This window comes from Salinivibrio kushneri (assembly GCF_005280275.1).
Taxonomy (GTDB): Bacteria; Pseudomonadota; Gammaproteobacteria; order Enterobacterales; family Vibrionaceae; genus Salinivibrio; species Salinivibrio kushneri.
Genome location: NZ_CP040021.1, coordinates 45,294 through 69,133 on the forward strand (window position 1 = coordinate 45,294; position 23,840 = coordinate 69,133).

Annotated in this window: 22 protein-coding genes and 1 pseudogene; 17 read left to right on the forward strand and 6 right to left on the reverse strand. The window is 52.3% G+C overall.

Annotated elements, in window-relative coordinates:
* Positions 1-44 precede the first annotated feature (44 nt).
* The 5 genes from tatA to hemB all read left to right on the forward strand — a co-directional run bounded on the left by tatA (position 45) and on the right by hemB (position 3,338).
* Positions 45-293, forward strand: a complete 249-nt coding sequence (tatA, locus tag FCN78_RS00215; RefSeq protein ID WP_069361810.1) for a Sec-independent protein translocase subunit TatA — start codon at positions 45-47, stop codon at positions 291-293.
* Between the two features lie 3 nt (positions 294-296).
* Positions 297-650, forward strand: coding sequence for a Sec-independent protein translocase protein TatB (tatB, locus tag FCN78_RS00220; RefSeq protein WP_069361809.1), 354 nt, complete (start codon positions 297-299; stop codon positions 648-650).
* Positions 651-688: 38 nt separating this feature from the next.
* Positions 689-1,438 carry a twin-arginine translocase subunit TatC gene (gene tatC, locus FCN78_RS00225; RefSeq protein WP_069361808.1) on the forward strand — a complete coding sequence of 250 codons (750 nt, stop codon included), beginning with the start codon at positions 689-691 and terminating at the stop codon, positions 1,436-1,438.
* On the forward strand, positions 1,435-2,217 hold the full coding sequence (locus FCN78_RS00230; RefSeq protein WP_077659755.1) for a TatD family hydrolase: 783 nt from the start codon (positions 1,435-1,437) through the stop codon (positions 2,215-2,217). The genes tatC and FCN78_RS00230 overlap by 4 nt, the downstream gene beginning before the upstream one ends.
* 68 nt (positions 2,218-2,285) lie before the next feature.
* Positions 2,286-3,338: a porphobilinogen synthase gene (hemB, locus tag FCN78_RS00235; protein WP_077456856.1), complete on the forward strand. Its 1,053-nt coding sequence runs from the start codon at positions 2,286-2,288 to the stop codon at positions 3,336-3,338.
* 74 nt (positions 3,339-3,412) lie between these two features.
* Here the strand turns inward: hemB and asnC are convergent, their stop codons facing one another.
* Entirely contained in the window at positions 3,413-3,874 is a 462-nt protein-coding gene (gene asnC, locus FCN78_RS00240; RefSeq protein ID WP_074213846.1) for a transcriptional regulator AsnC, read from the reverse strand.
* 128 nt (positions 3,875-4,002) lie between these two features.
* On the opposite strand from asnC, the gene FCN78_RS00245 reads away from it, so the two are divergent.
* The 4 genes from FCN78_RS00245 to FCN78_RS00260 all read left to right on the forward strand — a co-directional run bounded on the left by FCN78_RS00245 (position 4,003) and on the right by FCN78_RS00260 (position 8,902).
* On the forward strand, positions 4,003-7,152 hold the full coding sequence (locus tag FCN78_RS00245) for an ABC transporter substrate binding protein (RefSeq protein WP_235607613.1): 3,150 nt from the start codon (positions 4,003-4,005) through the stop codon (positions 7,150-7,152).
* A 35-nt stretch (positions 7,153-7,187) separates the two neighbouring features.
* Positions 7,188-7,967, forward strand: coding sequence for a class I SAM-dependent methyltransferase (locus FCN78_RS00250; protein ID WP_077659756.1), 780 nt, complete (start codon positions 7,188-7,190; stop codon positions 7,965-7,967).
* On the forward strand, positions 7,968-8,234 hold the full coding sequence (locus FCN78_RS00255) for a hypothetical protein (protein WP_077600384.1): 267 nt from the start codon (positions 7,968-7,970) through the stop codon (positions 8,232-8,234). It begins immediately after the preceding gene.
* Between the two features lie 314 nt (positions 8,235-8,548).
* Complete coding sequence (locus FCN78_RS00260) at positions 8,549-8,902, forward strand: Hpt domain-containing protein (RefSeq protein ID WP_077456850.1); 354 nt, start codon at positions 8,549-8,551, stop codon at positions 8,900-8,902.
* Between the two features lie 86 nt (positions 8,903-8,988).
* Here FCN78_RS00260 and gorA read toward each other — a convergent pair whose 3' ends face one another.
* Positions 8,989-10,344 (reverse strand): glutathione-disulfide reductase, encoded by a 1,356-nt coding sequence (gene gorA, locus FCN78_RS00265; RefSeq protein WP_069361801.1) that lies wholly within the window; start codon positions 10,342-10,344, stop codon positions 8,989-8,991.
* Positions 10,345-10,625: 281 nt separating this feature from the next.
* Between gorA and prlC the strand changes: the two genes are divergently transcribed.
* On the forward strand, positions 10,626-12,668 hold the full coding sequence (prlC, locus tag FCN78_RS00270) for an oligopeptidase A (RefSeq protein ID WP_077659757.1): 2,043 nt from the start codon (positions 10,626-10,628) through the stop codon (positions 12,666-12,668).
* A gap of 67 nt (positions 12,669-12,735) precedes the next feature.
* Here the strand turns inward: prlC and gppA are convergent, their stop codons facing one another.
* Both gppA and rhlB read right to left on the reverse strand, forming a co-directional pair.
* Positions 12,736-14,250, reverse strand: a complete 1,515-nt coding sequence (gppA, locus tag FCN78_RS00275) for a guanosine-5'-triphosphate,3'-diphosphate diphosphatase (protein ID WP_077659758.1) — start codon at positions 14,248-14,250, stop codon at positions 12,736-12,738.
* Positions 14,251-14,280: 30 nt separating this feature from the next.
* Positions 14,281-15,573 carry an ATP-dependent RNA helicase RhlB gene (gene rhlB, locus FCN78_RS00280; protein WP_069361798.1) on the reverse strand — a complete coding sequence of 431 codons (1,293 nt, stop codon included), beginning with the start codon at positions 15,571-15,573 and terminating at the stop codon, positions 14,281-14,283.
* 112 nt (positions 15,574-15,685) lie between these two features.
* On the opposite strand from rhlB, the gene trxA reads away from it, so the two are divergent.
* The 5 genes and pseudogenes from trxA (at position 15,686) to fre (ending at position 20,989) form a co-directional block, all read left to right on the forward strand.
* A complete protein-coding gene (gene trxA, locus FCN78_RS00285) occupies positions 15,686-16,012 on the forward strand; it encodes a thioredoxin TrxA (protein ID WP_021022211.1) in 327 nt (108 codons plus the stop codon).
* A 183-nt stretch (positions 16,013-16,195) separates the two neighbouring features.
* A complete protein-coding gene (gene rho / locus FCN78_RS00290) occupies positions 16,196-17,461 on the forward strand; it encodes a transcription termination factor Rho (RefSeq protein ID WP_069361797.1) in 1,266 nt (421 codons plus the stop codon).
* Between the two features lie 136 nt (positions 17,462-17,597).
* Positions 17,598-18,617: a hypothetical protein gene (locus FCN78_RS00295; protein WP_131825574.1), complete on the forward strand. Its 1,020-nt coding sequence runs from the start codon at positions 17,598-17,600 to the stop codon at positions 18,615-18,617.
* Between the two features lie 74 nt (positions 18,618-18,691).
* Positions 18,692-20,131 (forward strand): annotated as a pseudogene (ubiD, locus tag FCN78_RS00300) (4-hydroxy-3-polyprenylbenzoate decarboxylase); the annotation flags it as partial.
* A 141-nt stretch (positions 20,132-20,272) separates the two neighbouring features.
* Entirely contained in the window at positions 20,273-20,989 is a 717-nt protein-coding gene (gene fre / locus FCN78_RS00305) for an NAD(P)H-flavin reductase (protein ID WP_069361794.1), read from the forward strand.
* Positions 20,990-21,132: 143 nt separating this feature from the next.
* Here fre and FCN78_RS00310 read toward each other — a convergent pair whose 3' ends face one another.
* Together FCN78_RS00310 and FCN78_RS00315 are read right to left on the reverse strand one after the other, a co-directional pair.
* On the reverse strand, positions 21,133-22,002 hold the full coding sequence (locus tag FCN78_RS00310) for a carboxylate/amino acid/amine transporter (RefSeq protein ID WP_077650046.1): 870 nt from the start codon (positions 22,000-22,002) through the stop codon (positions 21,133-21,135).
* A 164-nt stretch (positions 22,003-22,166) separates the two neighbouring features.
* Positions 22,167-22,592 carry a universal stress protein gene (locus tag FCN78_RS00315; RefSeq protein WP_069361792.1) on the reverse strand — a complete coding sequence of 142 codons (426 nt, stop codon included), beginning with the start codon at positions 22,590-22,592 and terminating at the stop codon, positions 22,167-22,169.
* Positions 22,593-22,813: 221 nt separating this feature from the next.
* Between FCN78_RS00315 and ftnA the strand changes: the two genes are divergently transcribed.
* Both ftnA and FCN78_RS00325 read left to right on the forward strand, forming a co-directional pair.
* On the forward strand, positions 22,814-23,344 hold the full coding sequence (gene ftnA / locus FCN78_RS00320; RefSeq protein WP_046074610.1) for a non-heme ferritin: 531 nt from the start codon (positions 22,814-22,816) through the stop codon (positions 23,342-23,344).
* A gap of 52 nt (positions 23,345-23,396) precedes the next feature.
* The gene (locus FCN78_RS00325) at positions 23,397-23,744 is read left to right on the forward strand and encodes a universal stress protein UspB (protein WP_069361791.1); all 348 of its coding nucleotides are present in this window, start codon (positions 23,397-23,399) and stop codon (positions 23,742-23,744) included.
* Positions 23,745-23,840: the final 96 nt, after the last annotated feature.

Consider the following 23,840-nt stretch of genomic DNA (forward strand, 5'->3'; position numbering starts at 1 on the left):
TGCTGCGCACATCAAGTTAACCAAACGGAAGAAAGGGAACCGGTATGGGTGGAATTAGTATTTGGCAGTTGCTGATCATTGCGGTGATTGTGGTGTTGTTATTTGGCACTAAGAAGCTGCGCAACATGGGCGGCGATCTTGGCTCGGCGGTCAAAGGCTTTAAAAAAGCGATGAACGATGACGACGCAAAGACCACTGACAAAGATGCGGATTTTCAGCAGCAGTCGTTGGATAGCAGTGATAGCGACGCGTCGAAAAAAGAGCAAGCACGCAAAGATAAAGAGCAGGTGTAAGCCGTGTTTGATATTGGTTTCTGGGAGCTAGTGCTGATTGCCATTATTGGCCTCGTGGTGCTTGGCCCGGAGCGATTACCGGTCGCGATACGCAATGTGTCGCGCTGGGTGGGGGCGGCGAAACGGATGGCAGGCTCCGTCCGTGATGAGCTTGAGCAAGAGCTCAAACTCAAAGAGCTCCAGGACAACTTACATAAGGCCGAACAAGCGGGGATGAAAGATTTGTCACCTGAGTTACAAGAGTCGGTCGACACCCTACGTCAACGCGCGGCGGATGTACAACGCCCTTATGCAGCATCACCTGCTTCTCATCACCCAGATGAAGGCGACGATGCGCCATCAACGGATAAGCGATAACGAGCCCGACGCTTTATGTTTTCGGTGAACAAACCACTATGTCTGTAAACGATACTCAGCCTCTTATCAGCCACTTGATGGAGCTTCGCAACCGCCTGCTGCGCGCAATTATCGCCATCTTGGTGGTGTTTGCCTGCTTGGTGTATTTCGCCAATGATATTTACAGTCTGATTGCCCAACCGCTGATCGACAAACTGCCCGAAGGGGCGAGCATGATCGCCACCGATGTGGCCTCACCCTTTTTTACCCCCATTAAGCTTACGCTAGTGATATCGGTATTCGTGGCCATCCCTGTGGTGCTGTACCAAATCTGGGCGTTCGTGGCCCCCGGCCTCTATAAGCACGAACAGCGGTTGGTGATGCCGCTTTTGGTTTCCAGTTCATTGCTGTTTTACGCGGGCGTGGCGTTTGCGTATTGGGTTGTGCTGCCATTGGTATTTGGCTTTTTTACCTCTATCGCGCCAGAAGGGGTGCAAGTGGCAACCGATATTGCCAGTTATCTCGACTTTATCTTGGCGCTGTTCCTCGCCTTTGGGATTGCCTTTGAGATCCCCATCGCGATTATACTGCTGGTGTGGACAGGCGCGACCACGGCACAAAGCTTAACCCGCAAGCGGCCCTATGTGATTGTGGCTGCGTTTGTGGTGGGGATGATGCTGACGCCACCGGATATGATTTCACAAACCTTGCTGGCCATTCCCATGTGCTTGCTGTTCGAGCTGGGCGTGGTGCTGTCGCGTTTTTACGTCCCACGTGAAAAATCAGAATCCGAGGAGGCCAGCGAATGATCGATATTGGTGTCAATCTGACCAGCACACGGTTTGATCAAGACAGAGACATCGTGGTGGCTGATGCCAAACAGGCGGGTGTCACTGGCATGATTCTGACCGGCACCAGTGTTGAAGAAAGCCAAGCGGCGGCCGCGCTAGCGAGGTCTTATCCTGGTTTTGCCTACGCCACGGCGGGTGTTCATCCGCATGATGCCAAATCGGTCGAGGCGACAGATTTAAGCGCTATTCAGCAATTAGCGCAGCGTCCCGAGGTGGTGGCGATCGGTGAGTGTGGGCTTGATTTTAATCGGGACTTTTCGCCGCGGCCACAACAAGAAGCGGTCTTTGAGGCGCAGCTTGCGCTAGCGGCTGAGCTTTCAATGCCGGTGTTTATGCACTGTCGTGATGCCCACGATCGCTGGTTCGCCATTTTGCGTCCATGGCTCGACAAACTGCCCGCGGCGGTGCTGCATTGTTTTACTGGCGATGACCGCTCGCTGCGCGATTGCCTCGATGCCGGTTTATATATAGGGGTAACGGGATGGCTATGCGACGAGCGCCGCGGACAGCAGCTTCAGCAACAGGTAAGCTGGTTGCCCGATGACAGGTTGATGATAGAAACCGATGCGCCGTATTTACAGCCTCGCGATATACGGCCGCGACCTAAACGCAGTCGTAATGAGCCGAAATACTTGCCCCATATCGCCCAAACAGTGGCACGATTACGTCAGCAGCCTGTCGAACATATTATTGATTGCACAATAAAAAACACTCAGCGCTGCTTTTCGATTCAGTGACTGGGTGAACACTACACGAGGCAGTTCGCTGCCCCAAAGCCCAGGTCTGCAACTTAAAGGAGGATACTGTGACCGTATCCATTCAAGGCGCCTTTCCTGCTCGACGCCTGCGTCGTACACGCAAAACTGACTTTAGCCGCCGTATGGTGGCGGAGCACTCATTGTCCGCAAGCGATTTGATTTACCCGGTCTTTGTGCTGATGGGTAAGAATCGTCGTGAGCCAGTGGCATCCATGCCCGGCATCGAGCGGCTCTCGATTGATTTATTGCTCCATGAAGCGGATTACCTGGCCAAGCTAGGTGTCCCTGCCATTGCCCTGTTTCCTGTGATCCCGAAAGAGTTTAAAACCAGCTGTGCCTCAGAGGCATTTAACCCCGAAGGGTTAGTACCACGCGCGGTCCGCTTACTCAAAGAGCATGTGCCGCAAATGGGCGTGATCACCGATGTGGCGCTGGACCCTTACACAGTGCACGGCCAAGATGGGATCATTGATGAAGACGGCTATGTGATGAACGAGCCCACCACCGAGGTACTGATCAAACAAGCCCTATCTCATGCCGAAGCGGGTGTCGATATTGTCGCGCCTTCTGACATGATGGATGGACGAATTGGTCGTATTCGTGAGTCGTTGGAAGCCAATGGTCATATCAATACCCAGATCATGGCGTACTCTGCCAAGTATGCGTCCAATTACTATGGCCCGTTTCGCGATGCATTAGGCTCGGCGGCGAATCTGAAAGGCGGCAACAAGGCCAACTATCAAATGGATCCGGCCAACAGTGATGAAGCCTTGCACGAAGTGGCGATGGATATTGCTGAAGGGGCGGATACCGTGATGGTTAAACCCGGGATGCCGTATTTGGATGTGGTACGCCGGGTAAAAAATGAGCTTAAGGTGCCAACCTTTGCTTACCAAGTATCGGGTGAATATGCGATGCACAAAGCGGCAATCGATAATGGTTGGCTAAAAGAGCGCGAGACGGTGATGGAGTCATTATTGTGCTTTAAGCGTGCGGGGGCCGATGGCATCCTGACTTACTTTGCTAAGCAAGTGGCCGAGTGGTTAGCGGAAGACGCTGGCGCTACTTTGCCTCCCAGACCGGAAGAGACGGTCGGTTAACTCTCCTTTTATGACAGCGCCCTTGCCCCGAGCAAGGGCGTTTTTTTAGCCTGCCCAGTATAACCCCACAAAGTTCAAGGGATCACGTTGCGATTAATGGGGTTCTGTAGTGAGATCAGTGTTTCGGTGGATTGCACTTCGTCGATGGCTTGTAGCTTGTCAATCAACACAAACTGTAATTCTTCGATAGAGCGACACATGAGCTTAACGAAAATATTATAGGCCCCCGTGGTGTAGTAGGCTTCTACCACCTCGTCGAGCTGATTGAGTTTGTCTAGCGCCGAGTGGTAATCCCGCGCCGCTTTAAGGTTGATACCGATAAAGCAGCACACGTCGTAGCCGAGTTTTTTGGTATTGACCAATATTTCCGTGCCTTCGATGATGCCCGCGGCTTTCATTTTCTCAACCCGCACGTGAACCGTGGCGGGACTGACATTAAAGCGCTTGGCCATTTCTGCGTAGGGGACGCGTGCGTCATCCAACAGGGTAGAGAGAATACGACGATCTAGGTCATCTAATTTTGGCAACTCGTTCATTGTTTTAGTCTTTTTGTTATAGCATGGCCAGACTTTTCGTTAACGCGGTTGCTTAGCCACTTCGTTAACGCCTAATGTAGGGTATCGCGTTGTTTAGCAAGATACCAACAAACCAACAGGAAGGGGATGTGGGGATCAGATACATTTTCGGTGGTTTATTACTGCTTATCGCCAGTAGCGTCAATGCCGCACAAAAAGATGTGCTGGTGGTGCATTCCTATCATCCTGGCTTCTTTTGGAATCAGGCGCTGGTTGAAGGGTTGGAAACGGCGACACAAGGCGAAGAGATCGCCTTCCAGCATTCCTACCTAGAAAGTAAACGCTACCAATCGGATACCTATCGCGAACAGCTTAAAGATGTTTATATCCATAAACTGACCAACCATGATTTTGATGCCATTCTCACCACGGATAATGCCGCACTCTGGCTCATCCATGAGCTGCACGAGTATGTGGGCGATACACCGGTGGTGTATGCGGGGCTCAATAACTTTGGTCGCCAACACTACCCCTTGTTGCCCAAGGTCACTGGGGTGAAAGAAGAAATAGACTTACCGCGCAACTTGTCGTTAATGAAGCGCTTACACCCAGATTTAAAGCGGGTGTACGTACTGCTCGATGAGACCTTTTCCAGTCGTCAGTATTGGAATGTGGTGAAGGCTCAGCTGAGAAACGATGGTAACGCGGGTGTTGAGGTTGTCAGGCTATCGAGCCTCTCTTTCCAAGCCTTGCATGACCGCATTCAAGCGATGCAGCCGGGCGAGGCGGTATATTATTTATCCTACTTTCGCGATAAAAATGGCACCTTTCTCGATAGGCTCAGTGGCATCAACTCACTGATCCAAAACGCGCCCGTGCCAATTTATGGTGCGATGAGCTTTATGCTGGGTCAGGGCGTGATCGGGGGCATTGTCATCGATGGAAAAACCCAAGGTCAGCACCAAGGTCAGCTGCTGTTGGATGTACTGGCAGGCAAGCTTCCCCCTGAGCGAGACAGTACTAACCTGATGTTATTCGATTACCCGGCGCTGAAAGATTGGGGCGTGGATGTGAGCGCCATCGAAGACGCTGTGGTGATCAATAAGCCTCAGCCGCTGTGGCTAAAGCACCAAGTTGCGTTTCAAGCCGTGGCATTGGCGGTGTTGGTATTGGGAAGCGTGATTGCCATGCTCGGTGCCAATATTCGCCAGTTACGCCGCAGTGAGTCAGCGTTAAAGCGCCACCGAGCGATGCTTAAAGGCATTTTTGATCAAAGTAACCAGTTTATTGCGCTGTTGGATGAGAACGGGATCTTGGTCTCAGGCAATGCCAGTTTTAACCAATTAATCAGCGTGAGTCACCCTTATCGTGGGCGGCCTTTGTGGTTTTGGCCGATTTGGCGTAACCCCGCCCGCCTGGAGGAGTACCTCAAGCTCACCGATTTCTCCCAGCCTCGCCGGTTTGAGCTTTGCCTCAGTGAAGCGCATCGTGAGGTGATCTTGGATGTAGCGGTCAAGGGGTTTCCCAGCGAAAATGGCCAACGGCGCGTCCTGTTAGAGGCCCGTGATATTACCCAGCGCAAACAAACCGAAGAGAAGCTACAACGAAGCGAAATTGAATACCGCATGTTGTATGAACAGCAGCCTGTGATTCTATTAACCATTGATTACCAAGCACGTATTCAATCGCTCAATCAGTATGCCGCTGATCTGTTTGGTTATGACAAAGCCGCCTTATTAGGGCACAAGATCACCACTTTATATGTCGAGCATCAAGTGCCTCCCCATCGAATGATTAAACGCGATCACAACAACCAAGAGCAGGTATGGCGGCGTGAGATCCCGTATCGTGCCGGCAATGGTCATACCTTGTGGGTGCGTGAAACCGTGCGCGCGATGCATAATCAGACGCAGTTGCTGGTGGTGGGCGAAGACATCACTGCGCATCGAGAAATGGAAAACCAGCTGACCTATCAAGCCCATCACGACTACTTAACAGGGCTGTATAATCGTAGCTATTTTGAGCAAAAACTCGCCGCCGCGCTGTTACAAGCGCGAGAGGAAGATCAGTGTCACGCGATGTACTACATCGATATGGATCAATTTAAGCTGATTAACGACACCGCCGGACATGAAGCAGGGGACGAGGCGCTCAAACAAGTGGCGCAGATTATCCAGCAACATCTGCCAACAGGGGCGGTCTTATCGCGACTCGGGGGCGATGAATTTGGCGTGATTGCCTATCATCACTCGGCCGAACGCGCGCTGACTTGGGGGCACCAACTCCTGGCAATCTTGGCGGACAGTGAGTTTTTCTGGCACGGCAGCCGTATGCGCTTAGCATGCTCATTGGGTATTCGCCTTCTGGATCGCACCGCCGGTTCGCCGCAGCAAGTGCATGCGCAAGCGGATACCGCCTGCTATGCCGCCAAAGACGAAGGGCGTAACCGTTTACATCTTTATCACCCGGATGATGAAGAGCTGCAACGTCGCGAGCAAGAAATGGCGTATGTCAGCCACATTCATGATGCCATTGCCCACGACCGCTTTGATATCTATGCACAGCAGATCGTCGATATTCGACCGGGTAGGCAAGATACGCTCTACATTGAAGCCTTGGTAAGGATGCGCGATACCCAAGGCGGTTGGTTGCCGCCGAGCATGTTTATCCCAGCGGCCGAACGTTACAACATGGCGCATCAACTGGACACCGTGGTGGTGACCAAAACCCTAGCGTGGTTTGATGCCCACCCGGATCAGATTGCTAAGCTGGGTAAAGTGTCGATTAACCTGTCGGGACGGTCGATCACTCAAAAGGATTTTGTCACCTTCTTAATCGCCGCGATTAAGCAAACCCAAGTGCCTAGCGAGTGCATCTGTCTGGAGATCACTGAAACCGCGGCTATTACCAACATGAGCAGTGCGATCGAGCTTTTCTCGCAGCTAAAAGCCTTGGGGTGCGTGATTGCCTTGGATGACTTTGGCGCGGGGATTTCGTCGTTTGGATACTTGAAGCGCTTGCCGGTCGATATCATTAAGATCGATGGTCAATTTATTCGCGATATCGCCACCGATGACACCGATTATGCGATGGTGAAAGCCATTAATGATCTGGCCAAGCAAATGGGGAAACAAACCGTGGCGGAGTTTGTGGAAAATGCACATATTCTCAATAAACTGCGCGCATTGGATGTCGATTATGCCCAAGGCTATCACTTTAGCGTACCCACGCCCTTGGGTGAGCAGGTAAAAAATTGGTCGGCACGTCGAGAGACGATGAAGGAAAAAATCCATCTCTGATATACTCGGCGCATAACCAGCCGCGGAGAGCCAATGTGCAACTCAGTTTGATTTGCGACGCCCCTGACAAATCCGAGCAATTTGAGGGATTAAAAAGAAAGTGGTCACTGACACACACACCTGATTCGTCATTTGCGTTGATCATGACCGCGACACGCCTTGAGCTGCGCAAACAGGATGAGCCTAAGTTAGGCGCTGTGTATGTGGACTTTGTTGGCGGTGCGGTCGGCCATCGGCGTAAGTTCGGCGGTGGCAAAGGGCAAGCCATTGCCAAGGCGGTGGGGCTCAACAAAGGGGTCACGCCACGGGTGTTGGATGCCACGGCTGGCTTGGGGCGTGATGCGTTTGTATTAGCATCCTTAGGCTGTCCGGTGCAGATGATTGAGCGGCATCCCGTGGTCGCCGCGCTGCTCGATGATGGGTTACAGCGCGCCTATCAAGACACTGAGATTGGTACCTGGATGCAATCACGGATGACACTGCTGCATGCCAGTAGTGCGCAAGCACTCACTGATATGGCACAGACTCCCGGGCTGCAACGACCTGATGTGGTCTACTTAGACCCCATGTATCCGCACAAGAAAAAAACCGCGTTGGTGAAAAAAGAAATGCGTGTGTTCCAGGCTTTGGTGGGCGCTGACACGGACGCCGATGCCTTGTTAGCGCCTTCGTGCCAGCTCGCGCGCAGCCGCGTAGTGGTGAAGCGTCCAGATTATGCTGAGCCCTTGGCGGCAACGCCACCACACTCTAGTATTACTACCAAGAAAAACCGCTTTGACATGTACATCAACGCAGCGTTAAGTGCGGAGGCGTAAATGGCGAAGTCTTTGTGTAAGTGGCGACGGGGTGAGGTAGAGGCCAACTTAAGTGCGCTCGCATCGATTACCACGCCACCGCGAGCGGCTTGCAGCAAGTGTGCGCGAGTCGCCAGTGAAAAAGGCTACCTCTGTCGCCCTGTGCCTCTTACCAGTGAAAGCACTAAAAAAGCGCAAAAAGCCAAGAAGAAAGCGGACAAGAAAGATAAAAAGGGCAAAAAAGCGAACAAAGAAAAAAAGAAAGCGAAAAAACGGAAGGAAAAATAAAGGCTCCATAGCGAACTAGGGAGCCTTAGCGGGCTTAGTCGAGGCCTTTGACCATCAGTACGGTCAGCAGTCCGGTAATGACTGAGATGATCAGGCCAGAAACGATTAGCCAAGGCAACATATCCATCATGTTCTGCACTCACTTCTTTGTTATGAATTGGGGGAAAAGCGAGCATGATTGAGCCTGAGTTTAGCCACATTCTCAATGTGCTAGACGTAGACAGTTAAGCTTAGTAACGATTAGAAACAAGGTGGTGGCAAAGCCATCAGTCCGCCCTCGTGGCACATCGGTCTATCAGTACAAAGGGTCCATCATGAGTGTCAATCAAGGAAAAGCCGACGTATCGGTTTGGGATAAAGAAGAAGCCTTAAGCCGGCTAATGGATAGCCCGGCGCTTCTTGATGAGGCTTGCAGTATTTTTGTTGAAGAAAGTGAGCAACAACTGCCAAGCATGGAAAAGCAGCTTGCCAATGCCGACTATGCCGCCTTGGCGCGCGAAGCACATAAGATGAAAGGCAGTGCGGGCAACCTTGCCGCGCTAGAGCTGCATCAGCAAGCATTGACGCTCGAGCAAGCGGCCAAGCAGGAGGCTGCTGAACAAGCGGCTGCCGCGTTAGCGGATGTTAAAGAAGGCTTGGCACGATTTTGCGCGCAACTCACTCACTAGTCGCCTGTCTTATCATGCTCGCGAGTGACCTATAAAAAACGCCGTGTGTCGACACGGCGTTTTATTACCAGCCTGTCTTATGCGGTTTAGCGCATGGTGACAAACTCTTCTGACCCGGTAGGGTGAATCGCGACCACACTATCAAAGTCTGCTTTGGTGGCGCCCATCTTCATCGCTACCGCAAAACCTTGAATCATTTCATCAACGGTAAAGCCAATACCGTGCAGACCGACCACTTTTTCTTCATCGCCCGCGCAAACCAGTTTCATCTTACAAGGTTGACGGTGCTGAGTAACCGCGGTGTACATGGCCGCAAAGCTGGAGGTATAGACCTTAACGTTATCATCGCCGTACTTGGCGCGTGCCTCTGGCTCGCTCAAACCAATGGTGCCGATTGGCGGGTGGCTAAAGACGACAGTGGGAACCAAATCATAGTCCATTTTGGCATGCGTTTGGCCGTTAAACAGACGCTCTGAGAGTAAGCGTCCGGATTTGACGGCGACTGGCGTCAGCTCAATCCCGCCATCCATAATATCACCGACACAGTGAATGTGCGGGACGCTGGTGGTCTGATACGGGTCAACCTTGATGTAGCCATCGGCCGTGGTCTGCACGTCGGTCGCGCCGAGGTTGATTTTATCCGTGGTCGGATGGCGGCCAATCGCCCAGATCAGGGTGTCCGTGTTGTGGGTGGTGCCGTTTTCAAAGGCCAGAGTTAGGCTACCATCACTTTCTTCAGTGACCGACACGGGCACATGTTGGGTGTGAAGGGTAGGGCCTTCTTTTTCCATTACCTCGACCAAGGTGTCGGTCACCATAGGGTCGAAGGTACGCAGTGGGCGATCTTTACGCACAAACAAGTGGGTATCAGAGCCTAAGGCATGCAGTACACCGGCGATTTCGACCGCGATGTAACCGGCACCGACTACGGCCACGCGTTTAGGCTGCTCGGGAAGGGCAAAGAAGCCATCGGAGTCGATCCCTAATTCTGCCCCCGGAATATTTGGAATCGTGGGCGTGCCGCCTACTGCGATCAAAAAATGATCGGCGGTATAGTGCTCGCCATCCACTTCCACCGTGTGGTTGTCGACAAAGCGGGCAAAGCCACGGATGACATCGATATTATTTTTGCCCAGTACGTTGTCGTAGGCGTTGTGAATACGGCCGATGTAGGCTTCACGATTATCCACTAAGGTTGACCAATTAAAGCCTTTTACATCCACATCAAAGCCGTAGTCTGATGCATAGAGGTTAAGCGCTTCAGCGACTTGGGCGCCATGCCACATGACTTTTTTAGGCACACAACCTACGTTTACGCAGGTGCCGCCAAGGTGTTTTGCTTCAATAAGGGCGACGTTAGCACCGTGCATCGCAGCACGGTTGGCTGAGGCAATACCGCCGCTGCCGCCACCGATACAGATGTAGTCGAAATGCTTTGCCATGTCTTTCTCCATCTTATAGGCACTGGGTGCCTCTGGCATTGATATCGAGGTCAGCTTGTCGTGTTTGGCGTCGCTTGTAAAGCCACCCTCTCTGACCCATTGCGCCATAGCATACCAAACCGGCACTGAGGCAGCAGTCTCAGAATCATTTTGTAACGCTCGTAATACACCCAGGCAAATGGGGAGGGATTGAAAAGCGCAAATAGAGACGGCATATACAGATTGTCATTCATATTCCAGACCTCATAGGGTGAGCGTCTGGTAGCAAAAAGGAAGGCATTATGTCCAACCCGCTACTTCAATTTGAGGATTTACCTCCGTTTTCGGCGATTAAGCCTGAGCATGTTAAGCCGGCAGTGGAAGCCGCGATTGCTGACTGTCGTCAAGCGGTGGATACCGCGGCGGCCGCCGAACAACCAAGCTGGGATACGGTGAGTGTGCCCGTCACCGAGGCGGAAGATCGTCTTGGCCGCATCTGGTCACCGGTCAGCCAGATGAACGCGGTGGTCAATAGTCAGCCACTGCGCGAGGCGTATGAGAGCTGCCTGGCGTTGCTGTCGGAATATTCTACCTGGCGTGGTCAGCATAAAGGCTTATACCAAGCATACAAAGCGATGAAAGACAGTGCTGAGTTTGCCGATCTCGACGTGGCGCAGCAAAAAGCGATTAACGATGCGTTACAAGACTTTGAGCTGTCCGGGATTGCGCTTCCAGCCGACCAGCAACACCGTTTTGGTGACATTCAAAAGCGGCTGTCGGAGCTGTCATCATCGTTTAGCAACAATGTGCTCGATGCCACCATGGGGTGGAGCAAGCTGATTAACGATGAAAGTGAATTAGCGGGGTTACCCGAGTCGGCGCGCAACGCGGCGAAAGCCCAAGCCGAGAGCAAGTCGCAATCAGGTTACTTATTTACGTTGGATATCCCCTCGTATCTGCCAGTCATGATGTACTGTGATAACCGAGCGCTGCGTCAACAAATGTATGAAGCCTTTACCACACGCGCCTCTGATCGTGGGCCGCAGGCGGGGCAGTGGGACAATACTGAGTTGATGAATGAGTCGCTGCGCCTCAAGCATGAGTTAGCGCGTTTACTCGGCTTTAATCACTATAGTGAGCTGTCACTGGCCACCAAAATGGCGGAAACCCCAGACCAAGTAATGGGCTTTTTAAACGATCTGGTTGATAAAGCGCGTCTGCAAGGTGAGCGAGAGTTTGCGGAAGTGAAAGCCTATGCTAAAGAAGAGTTTGGTGTTGATGTGCTCGAGCCTTGGGATATCCCTTACTACAGTGAAAAACTCAAGCAAGCCCGTTACACCATCTCTGATGAAGTGCTGCGTCCTTATTTCCCCGAAGCACGCGTACTCTCCGGCTTGTTCGAAGTCATGCATCGTGTGTTTGGCATGACCATTACCGAGCGCAAAGGTGTTGAAACCTGGCATGACAGTGTGCGCTTTTATGATATTCATGATAGCCAAGGCACCCTGCGCGGCAGCTTCTATCTTGACCTGTACGCACGTGAAAACAAACGTGGTGGCGCATGGATGGATGAATGTCGTGTCCGTCGCCGCAAAGCGAACGGCGAGCTTCAAACGCCAGTCGCGTATCTAACCTGTAACTTTAATCCGCCAGTGGGCGATGATCCGGCGCTGTTTACCCATGACGAAGTGGTCACCTTGTTCCACGAATTTGGCCATGGCATTCACCACATGCTGACGCAAGTCGACGTGGCGGATGTGTCGGGGATCAATGGCGTCCCTTGGGATGCGGTTGAGCTACCAAGCCAGTTTTTAGAAAACTGGTGCTGGGAGCAAGACGCACTGAGCTTTATCTCGGGGCATTATCAAACCGGGGAAGCCTTACCGGAAGATATGTTGGAAAAAATGCTGGCGGCGAAAAACTTTAACTCGGCGATGGGGATGTTGCGCCAGCTCGAATTTAGTTTATTCGACTTCCGTTTATTCAGCGAGTTTGACCCAGAGGTGGGCCCTCGGATTATGGAAACGCTCAGTGCGGTGCGTGAGAAGGTCTCTGTCGTGCCAACCCCGGAGTGGAACCGTTTCCCACACGCCTTTGGGCATATTTTTGCTGGTGGCTACAGCGCAGGCTACTACAGCTATAAATGGGCTGAGGTGTTGTCGAGCGATGCTTACTCGCGCTTTGAAGAAGAAGGGATCTTTAACCGCGACACCGGCGAGGACTTCCTGAATCATATTCTTAGTCGTGGTGGCAGTGAAGCACCGAAAGACTTGTTTGTACGCTTTAGAGGGCGTGAACCAAGCCCTGACGCCTTACTGCGTCATAGCGGGATCACCACAGCGTAGTGTTGTCAGCGCTTCCATAAAAAAGCCCGCATCACCACTGGTGCGGGCTTTTTATTCACCGATGGGATTAGACGCGACGCTCGTCAGTGAGCACTACCAGGGGTAATCCAAGGCTTGATTGGCGCAGGGCTTCTTGTTCTAGCTCTGCGCGGAGCAAGGGGCTGGCCTCGAGCAGTGTGGTATCCAAGTGGAGGGTCAGGGCATCCTCCTCGGCGGTGAGCGCTATCATCGGTCGGACGCGGCTATCACGGCGATGGCATAAGATCACCGCAATTCGCAGTAGGCGCAACAGACGATTGGCGCTGGTGGTGGATAGCGCGTGCTGGCCATCAATCAACACCAATTGCTCTCGGTAGTAGCGGAGCAAGGTGGCGACTAATTGCTTCTGTGCTCGGGTGAAGCCGGGCAGGTCGAGATGGGTGATTAAATACGCGGCATGATCACCATCTTGCTTAAAGCCAATGCTTAAGCCAATCTCATGCACGCAGGCGGCGGCATGGAGCAAGCTTTTTGCTTCGGACTCTGGTACCCAGGATGTAGGACACTGGCTGAGCAGCTCGAGAGCGGTATCGGCGACATTAATACCGTGGGCTTCATCCAGCTGATAGCGGGATTGAATGCTGGCGATGGTACGGGCGCGAATATCACTGTGGCGCATCGCGGTCATCATTTCATAAACCAACCCCTCGCGCAGAGCCCCACCCGCTAAGGTCATGCGTGTCACCTCTAAGCACTCGAAAATAGCGATCAGTATTGATAAACCGCTGGGAAAGACCAGTGCACGCTCTAAGGTCAAGCCTTCGATGTCCAGCGCGTCCATTTGCCCACAGGCAATGGCTTGATCGCGTAGCCGGTGAAGTTTCTCTAGCGTGATCACTTCATCCATGCCTTGGGTGACCATGATCTCTTGCAGTGCTTGCACGGTACCGCTGGCACCGACGCAGCAATCCCAACCGAGCGCACCATATTGCTCTATCAGCGGGGCTAATTCGGCTTTGGCGCCAGCAATCGCAGTATCGAAGGCGGATTGATTGAGCACCCGATCGGCAAAATAGTCTTCTAAAAAGGTGACACAGCCCATGTTGAGGCTTTGTAGCACGGTCGGCTCAAACTGCTCACCGATGATAAGCTCGGTGCTGGCACCACCGATATCGACCACCAAGCGCTTGCCTGCTCCGCCAGAGGTATGCGCCACCCCTTGATAAATAGTACGCGCCTCTTCTTCCCCGGAGATGATTTCAATCGGATGGCCAAGCAGGGTGTTGGCTTTCGCTAAAAACGCGTCGGCGTTACTGGCGCGGCGCAGGGCCGCGGTGGCGACGACACGAATGTTGTCTGCGTTGAAGTCTTGTAAACGCTCGGCGAACAAAGCTAAGCAATCCCAGCCACGCTGCATGGCTTCGTCGCTCAGCTGTTGTTGGTTGTCCATGCCAGCGGCAAGACGAACTTTTCGCTTAATTTTCGCGAGCGTTTGCACGCTACCCGCCACTTGGCGCACCACCAGCATATGAAAGCTGTTGGAGCCTAAATCAATCGCGGCGTACAGCGACGGGGTCGATGTGGGATGTCCGTGACCACTCATGATGCGCTCTGACCTATCTGTCGTGAAACCTTATGCCGACTTTTGTGGACGACGACGTTGGCGGTTACGGTTGTTTCCGCCCCCTTTATTGTTGTTACTGCGACGCTGCGTATTGGGACGCTTCGCCATTTTCTTAGGCGGTGGCAAATCTTTTAGCAGTGCACTGCGGTCGAACTCGCTAACCGGGATGCTGTGTTCGATGTACTCTTCGATCGCGGGCAGGTTTACCGCATAGTCTTCACAGGCAAAGCTAATGGAGCTGCCACTGGCACCCGCGCGCCCAGTACGGCCAATACGATGGACATAGTCTTGCGCGTCGTCTGGCAGATCATAATTAAACACATGGGTCACTTGCGGAATATGCAGCCCGCGCGCCGCGACATCGGTCGCTACTAGCAGATCCAACTCGCCATTAGTAAATTGCTCGAGGATTTTCACCCGTTTTTTCTGAGGAACGTCCCCGGTGAGCAAACCCACACGATGGTTATCGGCGGCTAAATGGGCCCAAATTGACTCGCAGCGATGCTTGGTGTTGGCAAAAATGATCGCGCGTTCAGGCCAGTCTTCTTCAATCAAGGTTTGCAGCAGCGGCATCTTTTCTTTGTTTGATGGCTGGAACAACTCTTCTTTGATGCGATGGCCAGTAATTTGCTCTGGCTCCACCACCACATGCTCTGGGTTGGTCATATGCTCGAAGGCCAGCTCTTGAACACGATACGACAAGGTCGCCGAAAACAGCATGTTCAAGCGTTGAGCGGGGGCGGGCATGCGGTTAAACAAAAAGCGAATGTCTTTGATAAAACCGAGATCAAACATACGATCAGCTTCATCGAGGACCACGGCTTGAATGCCATGCAAATCAATCACTTTCTTTTTGTAAAAATCAATGATTCGACCGCAAGTTCCGATTAAAATATCAACGCCTTGCTCAAGGGTCTGTTGCTGTTTGTCATAACCTTCGCCACCATAGGCGAGGCCTGCGCTGATCGACGTATTGGCTAGCAGCGGCTCAGCATCGTTATAGATCTGAATCGCTAATTCACGCGTAGGGGCTAATATGATGGCGCGCGGTTGATTCTTTTTACGCGATGCAGGGGCATCGGTGGTAAGGAGGTGATGAAATGTCGCAGCCAGGAACGCCAGGGTTTTGCCTGTCCCTGTTTGCGCCTGCCCTGCAATGTCTTGGCCGGTGAGCAGGACCGGCAATGCCAAGGCTTGGATAGGGGTACATTGAGTAAACCCTTTGGCCTCCAAGCTTTTAAGAACATCGGCGTGCAAGCCGAGCTCGGCAAATTTCTGCTCTGTGATATGCGTCATTTTCATCCGGATAGAATATCAGCTTAGGCTTGCAATACGGAAGCGAATCCAGTCAAATAGTCCCATAATTTACTGGTCGCAATTTAGCCAGTAACAAAAACATGTATTGGAGTAGAAGATGAGCGACAAAATTATGCAGCTAACCGACGACAGCTTTGAAGCAGACGTTCTTAAAGCTGCAGGGCCTGTGTTGGTAGATTTTTGGGCAGAATGGTGTGGACCTTGCAAAATGATCGCGCCAATTCTGGACGAAATTGCTGAAGAATACGCAGGTAAAGTCACCATCGGAAAACTGAACATCGACCAGAACGCAGGTACACCGCCTAAGTTCGGCATCCGTGGTATCCCAACTCTGCTATTGTTTAAAGATGGCAGTGTAGCAGCAACCAAGGTTGGTGCAGTGTCAAAAACTCAGTTGAAAGAGTTTCTTGACGCCAACCTGTAATGCTAAAGTAACCGCCGCTGCCTCTCAGCGGCGGTTGTTTTTCTGCTAACTAGACGATACCCCATTTAGGTGCTACCTTATTGCACGGAATTTGTACTTCTGTTCATCTCTCGAACATACCACTGGTCTCGACACGCTAACTAATTTCAGACCTCAATTTTGACAAACAAGACACTCACCACTATGAATCTTACCGAACTGAAGACTCAACCCGTCTCGACGCTGGTTGCGCTTGGCGAAAGCATGGGACTTGAAAACCTGGCTCGCTTGCGTAAGCAGGACATCATTTTCTCGATCCTCAAACAGCACGCAAAAAGCGGTGAAGATATTTTCGGCAATGGCGTACTGGAAATTCTTCAAGACGGGTTTGGCTTCTTGCGCAGCGCAGACAGCTCGTATTTGGCCGGCCCAGATGACATCTATGTGTCGCCAAGCCAAATTCGCCGCTTTAACCTGCGCACAGGCGATACCATCGCGGGTAAAATTCGTCCCCCGAAAGACGGCGAGCGCTACTTCGCGCTATTGAAAGTTAACCAAGTTAACAGCGACAAACCAGACAACGCCCGCAGTAAAATCCTCTTCGAAAACTTAACGCCTTTGCACGCCAGCGAACGTATGGTGATGGAGCGCGGAAACGGCTCTACCGAAGACATCACTGCCCGTGTACTGGATTTAGCTTCGCCGATTGGTAAAGGCCAGCGCGGCTTGATTGTGGCACCGCCCAAAGCGGGTAAAACCATGCTGCTGCAAAACATTGCGCAAAGCATCGCGTTTAACCAGCCAGATTGTGAATTGATGGTGCTGTTGATTGACGAGCGTCCGGAAGAAGTGACCGAAATGCAGCGCCTAGTACAAGGCGAAGTGGTTGCCTCAACCTTTGACGAGCCGGCGAACCGCCACGTGCAAGTCGCCGAAATGGTGATTGAAAAAGCCAAGCGTTTGGTGGAGCACAAAAAAGACGTGGTTATCTTGCTCGACTCGATCACGCGTCTGGCGCGTGCTTACAACACGGTTGTGCCATCATCAGGCAAAGTATTGACTGGTGGTGTTGATGCCAACGCTCTTCATCGTCCCAAGCGTTTCTTTGGTGCAGCGCGGAATGTAGAAGAAGGCGGCAGCCTGACCATCATTGCCACGGCGCTGGTAGACACGGGCTCGAAGATGGATGAAGTGATCTACGAAGAGTTTAAAGGCACGGGTAATATGGAACTGCACCTATCCCGTAAGATTGCTGAAAAACGTGTTTTCCCTGCCATTGATTTCACCCGCTCTGGTACCCGCCGTGAAGAGTTACTGACCAAGCCCGATGAGCTACAAAAAATGTGGATTCTGCGCAAAATAGTGCATCCAATGGGTGAGCTGGAAGGCATGGAATTCTTGATTGGTAAATTGGCGATGTCCAAGACCAATAATGAGTTCTTTGATGCGATGCGTCGGCAAAACTCGTAACGTATGACGTAATAATGTTAAGCACTGCGCATTCGCAGTGCTTTTTTATTGCCCAGTTGATACTGAGCTCACACAATCATTGTCACCAAGGAAAGGTGGCGCAGGACGCGTGGCACCGAAGATAGGATTGCAACGGATGGCAAGACGTTTTCGCATCAAGCTAGTCGGGATATGCCTAGGGATAGTGGGCTTTGTTTCCCCCACTGTTTTGGCATCCAACGCGCCAGCGGCCGATGGGCAAATCGTGGCGCAGCCTTTTATTGAGCAAGTGTTAGATAAAGCGAGTACGGCGGATGCGATGCGTACTGCCTTTACCCTCCAAGCCAAGGGCGATATCAATGCGCTTGAGTCACACATTCGCCAGCTTCCTCCTCTGACGCGTGAGGCAATCTTGTATCGGCTGCTCTCCTCACCATTGCGGCTTGATAACGACAAGTGGCGCGAGTATCTCGTGACCTTAAGTCAGCAGCAGCCACACTTTCTGTTACGTCACCAACAAGACGGCTATTGGGTGACCACGCCCGCATTCCACTACGCCGCCGCGGCGCGCAAGCAGCTTAATCGCTATCGTCAGCAGCAATTAACCCAAGAGCTAGGCATGCTATTAAGCTATCGCCAGCTAGTCATTGCTGATTGGGTTCACCCCGACCAACCCGATTATCGCCAACGTCGTGATGCCTTGGTAACCATGATCGCCGACTATGACGGTGATGGTTTAGCGTACTTAGCCGATCAGTACCTCAATGACCCGACCCTAATGTGGATGCCCGACAATGCTATTTTGGCGGCGTTGGCACAAGCCACTGAGCGTTCTGCGCTGTATGAGCGATTGTGGCGCCGAGGCACCGATCAGTATAGCCTTGCGGCCTTGCACGCGCTGCGTGAGCGGGGAACTGATCCCTTTGCACTGCGGCAAATGATGGCGGCGGCTGACAACCCCTCGCTGCGTGGACCTGCGATTCGCCAGCTGGCCAACTTATCGCCACTGCCTGCGCCGGTTGCCGATTTTCTGCAGACACAACTGTCGCTACGACAAGGCAACCAAGTGGCGCAGCTGCTGGTGGAGGCGGGTAAAGGTGATTGGTTGAGTAGCTTGCAAGATCAGTTAGGGCCGCTTGGGCAGCAGCACATTGCATCTGCGTTGTCGTCGCGCTAATGTCGAGCCTTTACCGATCCGGATACCGCTTAACTTGGTATCATAGAGGCGACCATTAACCCGTTGAGCCTGATATGAAACTTTCCGATCTGCGCGATTTTATTGACTACCTTGAAGCGCAAGGTGAGCTAAAACGCATTACCCAGCCGGTTGACCCCGATCTTGAGATGACCGAGATTTGCGACCGCACCCTACGAGCGGGCGGGCCGGCGCTGTTATTCGAAAACCCAGTGGGTTATGACATTCCGGTGCTGGCGAATCTATTTGGTACGCCTAAGCGTGTTGCCCTAGGCATGGGCCGAGAAGACGTGCTCGAGCTGCGTGACGTGGGCAAATTGCTTGCTTATCTCAAAGAGCCAGAGCCACCCAAAGGCTTTCGTGATGCCCTCGATAAACTGCCCGTATTTCGGCAAGTGCTTAATATGCCGGCCAAAACCGTGCGTCGTCCGCGTTGCCAAGAGGTGGTGCTGAGCGGCGATGAGGTCGATCTGGATAAGATTCCGGTGATGCGCTGCTGGCCCGGGGATGTCGCCCCCTTGCTGACCTGGGGGCTAACGATTACCCGCGGCCCCAATAAAAAGCGGCAAAACCTCGGCATTTATCGTCAGCAAAAAATCGGCAAAAACAAAGTGATTATGCGCTGGTTGGCTCATCGCGGTGGCGCGTTAGATTTGCATGATTGGATGCAAACGCATCCCAACGAGCCTTTTCCGGTGACCGTGGCTTATGGCGCTGATCCTGCCACCATTCTAGGCGCGGTTACGCCCGTGCCGGATACCTTGTCGGAATACGCGTTTGCTGGCTTATTGCGGGGCAGTAAAACCGAAGTGGCTAAATGTATCAGCAACGACTTGGATGTACCGGCCAGTGCGGAAATCGTGATGGAAGGCTATATCGATCCCAATGAGTACGCGGATGAAGGGCCTTATGGCGATCATACTGGCTATTATAATGAGGTTGAGCGCCACCATGTGTTCACTGTGACGCATCTGACCATGCGCAAAAAGCCGATTTATCATAGCACTTACACGGGGCGTCCACCGGATGAGCCCGCGGTACTGGGCGTGGCGCTGAACGAAGTCTTTGTGCCGATTTTGCAAAAGCAGTTCCCAGAGATTGTCGACTTTTATCTGCCGCCTGAGGGCTGCTCGTACCGCATGGCGGTGGTGACCATGAAAAAACAATACCCCGGTCACGCCAAGCGGGTGATGATGGGAGTGTGGTCCTTCTTGCGTCAGTTCATGTACACCAAGTTTGTGATAGTGTGTGACGACGACGTCAACGCGCGTGATTGGAATGACGTGATCTGGGCGATTACTACGCGTATGGATCCGTCGCGCGATACCGTGATGGTGGACAATACCCCTATCGACTCACTCGACTTTGCCTCGCCTGTAGTGGGGCTGGGCTCGAAAATGGGCCTTGATGCCACCAATAAATGGCAAGGAGAAACCGATCGCGAGTGGGGCACACCGATTGCGAAAGACCCAGAGGTCGTCGCACGTGTCGACGCGATTTGGGACGAATTGGGGATCTTAGACTAATCCTATTGGAATGCGCTAGCATTCACCGTTAACGATAAAACACAGCCAAGGCGGTAGTGATGCCGCCTCTTATAACCTCATCGGCTGTAGCAAAACGAACAGAGGAACAGAATGTCGATACTATGTGAAGTGACAGCCGTTGAGCCGTTGGCATGTCACACCTACCGCATTGTCCTGAAGCCACAGCAGGCGGTAAGCTACCAGCCAGGGCAATACGTGATGGCGGTGATGGGCGAAAAAGATAAACGCCCGTTTTCGCTGGCGAGTAGCCCATGTCGTGAAGATGGTGCCGAACTCGAGCTACATGTCGGTGCGGCGGACGAAAATCCGTTTGCCTTGGAAGTGGTAGAAAAAGCCAAAGCCGTGCTTGAAAGCGGTGAAGCGAGCTTTGAAATCACTGAACCGGCCGGTGATGCCTGGTTGCGTGAGAGTCATCGCCCCTTATTGTTGATTGCCGGCGGTACCGGGTTTTCTTACGTGCGCAGCATGGTCGATCACTGTATTAGCCAAGGAATACAGTCTCCAATCTTTATTTATTGGGGCGCCCGTACCCCTTGTCAGCTCTATGCTCATGACGAGCTGCAAGCTCTGGCTGAGTCACACAATAATATTACCTTCATGCCCGTGGTAGAGCAGGCCGAAGGTGAGTGGCGCGGCAAAGTAGGCAATGTGTTAGAAGCGGTGATGGAAGATTTTGTTAGCCTCGGCGCTTATGACATCTACATCGCGGGCCGTTTTGAAATGGCCGGTGTTGCACGCGACATGTTCTGCAAAGAGCGGGGCGTGAGCCGTGATCACCTCTACTCAGACGCGTTTGCCTTTATCTGAGTGAGTATTCGCTCTCGGGAAAGTAAACAGGCAGGGACTTCCCTGCCTGTTTTGCATTCGGGTCACTGAGGCTTTGGGACGGCCCACCGTGGGACGGCCTACCGTGGAGCGTGCTATCGCTGGGCGGCATTCCGCGGGGCGGCCTACCGCTGGGTCTCGACGCGGCGCTTGACCCAGGTTTGGTTAAACCACAGCGCGGCTAAAATCAGTACCCCGCCACTGAGTAAGGGCAGCAGATCCGCATCGCGGTTCCAGATCAATACATTGACCACAATCCCGGCTGGAATTAAAGCGTTGTTCATCACCGCGAGCGCCCCCGCATTGACCAGCGTCGCACCTTTATTCCAAAAGAAATAGCCCAGCCCTGAGGCGATGGTGCCTAGATAAATTAATACGCCCCACTGGGTGGGTGTTGTGGGCAGCTTGTTGCTGTTGCCGAGCAAGGCGAAAGCCAGCATGCCCACCACTAAAGCGCCAAGATAGAACCAGCCGAATACTGCATGTTGAGGCAGCTGAGTTTGCTCTTTCTCAAGCAGGTACTTGTAACCGACTTGGCCAATCGCAAAGCAAAGGTTCGCCCCTTGTACCACCAAAAAGCCGATTAAAAAGTCAGGATTGACGGTGGCATAGCGGATCACCACGGCACCGAGCACCGCCATCGCGGCGGTGAGCAGATACCAAGCGCTAAACTGGCGTTTTAAGGCATCGTAAATCAAGGTGACGTAAAGCGGGGTAAAGACGGTAAACAGCAGCACCTCTGGCACCGACAAAAATAAAAAGGACTGATAGAAAAAGCAGTACATAATGCCGAGTTGAAAGGCGCCGACCAGCATCAGCTTGGCGGCAAACGCTGGTTTTACTTGGCGAGGGCGTAAAAAGGGCAAAAACACCAATCCAGCCAATACAATACGCATCAACACAGAAAAATAACTGTCCACTTGGCCGGCGAGATACACGCCAATCAGGCTAAATGAAAAGGCCCACAGCAGTGTGACGCCGCTAAGATACCCCATGACTTCGGTTCCTTCGATATCGTAAATAAAAAGGCAGTGTACCGTTTCATCGCGGGGACGCAATCGGTTCGTCTTGGTGGGGATAAGAGAGAAAGCAATGATGACAGCAAGAAGGCGGCATCACCGCCTTCACAGGGCCTTCACAAGTAAGAGAGGCGGTGCAGCTAGTCGCGGATAGGCACCATCAACAAATCGACCGGTGTTTTATTGAGTAATTGCTTGGTGGAGGACAGCAGCGAGCTCCAAAAGTCTTGGTGGTGGCCGACCACGACCAGATCAATGCCCATGTTTTGAATCGACTCCGTGATTTCTTCGGCAAGATCGCCACTGCTGACCAAGGTATGTGTCACCGAGCTTTGCGCATCACTGGCCAGTTGATTCAGCTTTTGCTGCGCCTCTTCAATCACACGATTACGCGATTCGACCAAGTTGATGTCGATGAGCCCGGTGTAAAGCTCGGCGTAATTGACGTCGATGTGTACCAAAGAGAGCTGAGCGTCGAGGGCACAGGCTAAGACATCGGCTTTCTTGAGCAGGCGTTCACTGTCATCTGACAAATCGACAGCAACCAAAATATGCTTATATGACATAGGGTTATCCTTTTTCTATGAGGCTGTCATCGCAGTTTAGCGAGCTTGCGTATAAAAAACAGTCACTGTGATCGCATTCCGATCAACAATTCGACGATGACACGAGTCATAAATTCGATACAAGACTCGGTATCGATGCCGTTAGTCGGCGTGATCCGCTTGAAAACCAACGTGCTGCTGGTCAGAATGGCAGCTAACCCCAAATAAAGAGGATGTTTTATATGCTAGCACCTGCCATGGTTGACAGGCTCAATGAGCAGATCAATTTGGAGTTTTTCTCATCAAATCTATACTTACAAATGAGCGCTTGGTGTGAGGATCAAGGCTTCGAAGGAGCCGCGCGATTCCTGCATAAGCACGCACAAGAAGAGATGCAGCATATGCAGCGCCTGTTTACTTACGTCAGTGAGACAGGGGCGATGCCTATTTTGGGTTCGATTGATGCACCGCGTCACGAATTTGCATCACTGGGCGAAGTGTTTCGTGAAACCTATCAGCACGAGCGCTTGATTACGGAAAAGATTAACAGCTTGGCGCACGTTGCGTTTACCACACAAGATTATTCGACTTTTAACTTCTTGCAGTGGTATGTAGCGGAGCAGCATGAAGAAGAGAAGCTGTTTAAAGGCATACTCGATAAGATCGAGTTAGTCGGCGAAGATGGCAAGGCGCTGTTCTTTATCGACAAAGACTTGGCATCGATGGCAGTTGAAGAGTCTACGTCAGTGATGGACGGCTCAGCAGGGCAGTAATCGACTTACCTCTCCCTCTGAGCGCTATCCGGCGTAGCGGAGGGAGAGGTCTATGAACGGTGATATCCTGATCATGGCGGTATTTACTGTCATGCTAGTCAATTTCGCGCGCTACCTATCTTCATTGCGTGCGCTGGTTGTGATGTTACGCGACGCCAATCCGCTGCTTTATCAGCAAATCTGTCGTGGCGATAACAACTTTTTTTCACTCTCACCCCAAGGCGATATCTCTCGGCAAAAACGCTTGTACCAGTACATTCGTAGTCAGGAGTATCTGCATCATCACGATGAAGTATTCGTGGGAAAATGCAACAAAGTACGCCACTTGTTCATCCTTAACGCTGCGTTGTCTGGTGCCTTGCTCGCGACCTTTTTTCTTGTCGCTTTTGCGGGCTGGTAAGCGGACGCCAATAATTTCGACAAAATGCTGACCTCGGTCAGCATTTTTTTTGTTAATCTGATTCAACTACTTGGATCACAGCGTAATTGAGGAAAT

Excerpts from the sequence above, each read along its gene's own strand:
- tatA (WP_069361810.1), top strand. The coding sequence starts at position 45 with ATGGGTGGAATTAGTATTTGGCAGTTGCTGATCATTGCGGTGATTGTG.
- tatC (WP_069361808.1), top strand. The coding sequence starts at position 689 with ATGTCTGTAAACGATACTCAGCCTCTTATCAGCCACTTGATGGAGCTT.
- FCN78_RS00230 (WP_077659755.1), top strand. The coding sequence starts at position 1,435 with ATGATCGATATTGGTGTCAATCTGACCAGCACACGGTTTGATCAAGAC.
- asnC (WP_074213846.1), bottom strand. The coding sequence starts at position 3,874 with ATGAACGAGTTGCCAAAATTAGATGACCTAGATCGTCGTATTCTCTCT.
- FCN78_RS00255 (WP_077600384.1), top strand. The coding sequence starts at position 7,968 with ATGGCGAAGTCTTTGTGTAAGTGGCGACGGGGTGAGGTAGAGGCCAAC.
- FCN78_RS00260 (WP_077456850.1), top strand. The coding sequence starts at position 8,549 with ATGAGTGTCAATCAAGGAAAAGCCGACGTATCGGTTTGGGATAAAGAA.
- gorA (WP_069361801.1), bottom strand. The coding sequence starts at position 10,344 with ATGGCAAAGCATTTCGACTACATCTGTATCGGTGGCGGCAGCGGCGGT.
- prlC (WP_077659757.1), top strand. The coding sequence starts at position 10,626 with ATGTCCAACCCGCTACTTCAATTTGAGGATTTACCTCCGTTTTCGGCG.
- gppA (WP_077659758.1), bottom strand. The coding sequence starts at position 14,250 with ATGAGTGGTCACGGACATCCCACATCGACCCCGTCGCTGTACGCCGCG.
- rhlB (WP_069361798.1), bottom strand. The coding sequence starts at position 15,573 with ATGAAAATGACGCATATCACAGAGCAGAAATTTGCCGAGCTCGGCTTG.
- trxA (WP_021022211.1), top strand. The coding sequence starts at position 15,686 with ATGAGCGACAAAATTATGCAGCTAACCGACGACAGCTTTGAAGCAGAC.
- rho (WP_069361797.1), top strand. The coding sequence starts at position 16,196 with ATGAATCTTACCGAACTGAAGACTCAACCCGTCTCGACGCTGGTTGCG.
- FCN78_RS00295 (WP_131825574.1), top strand. The coding sequence starts at position 17,598 with ATGGCAAGACGTTTTCGCATCAAGCTAGTCGGGATATGCCTAGGGATA.
- fre (WP_069361794.1), top strand. The coding sequence starts at position 20,273 with ATGTCGATACTATGTGAAGTGACAGCCGTTGAGCCGTTGGCATGTCAC.
- FCN78_RS00310 (WP_077650046.1), bottom strand. The coding sequence starts at position 22,002 with ATGGGGTATCTTAGCGGCGTCACACTGCTGTGGGCCTTTTCATTTAGC.
- FCN78_RS00315 (WP_069361792.1), bottom strand. The coding sequence starts at position 22,592 with ATGTCATATAAGCATATTTTGGTTGCTGTCGATTTGTCAGATGACAGT.
- ftnA (WP_046074610.1), top strand. The coding sequence starts at position 22,814 with ATGCTAGCACCTGCCATGGTTGACAGGCTCAATGAGCAGATCAATTTG.
- FCN78_RS00325 (WP_069361791.1), top strand. The coding sequence starts at position 23,397 with ATGAACGGTGATATCCTGATCATGGCGGTATTTACTGTCATGCTAGTC.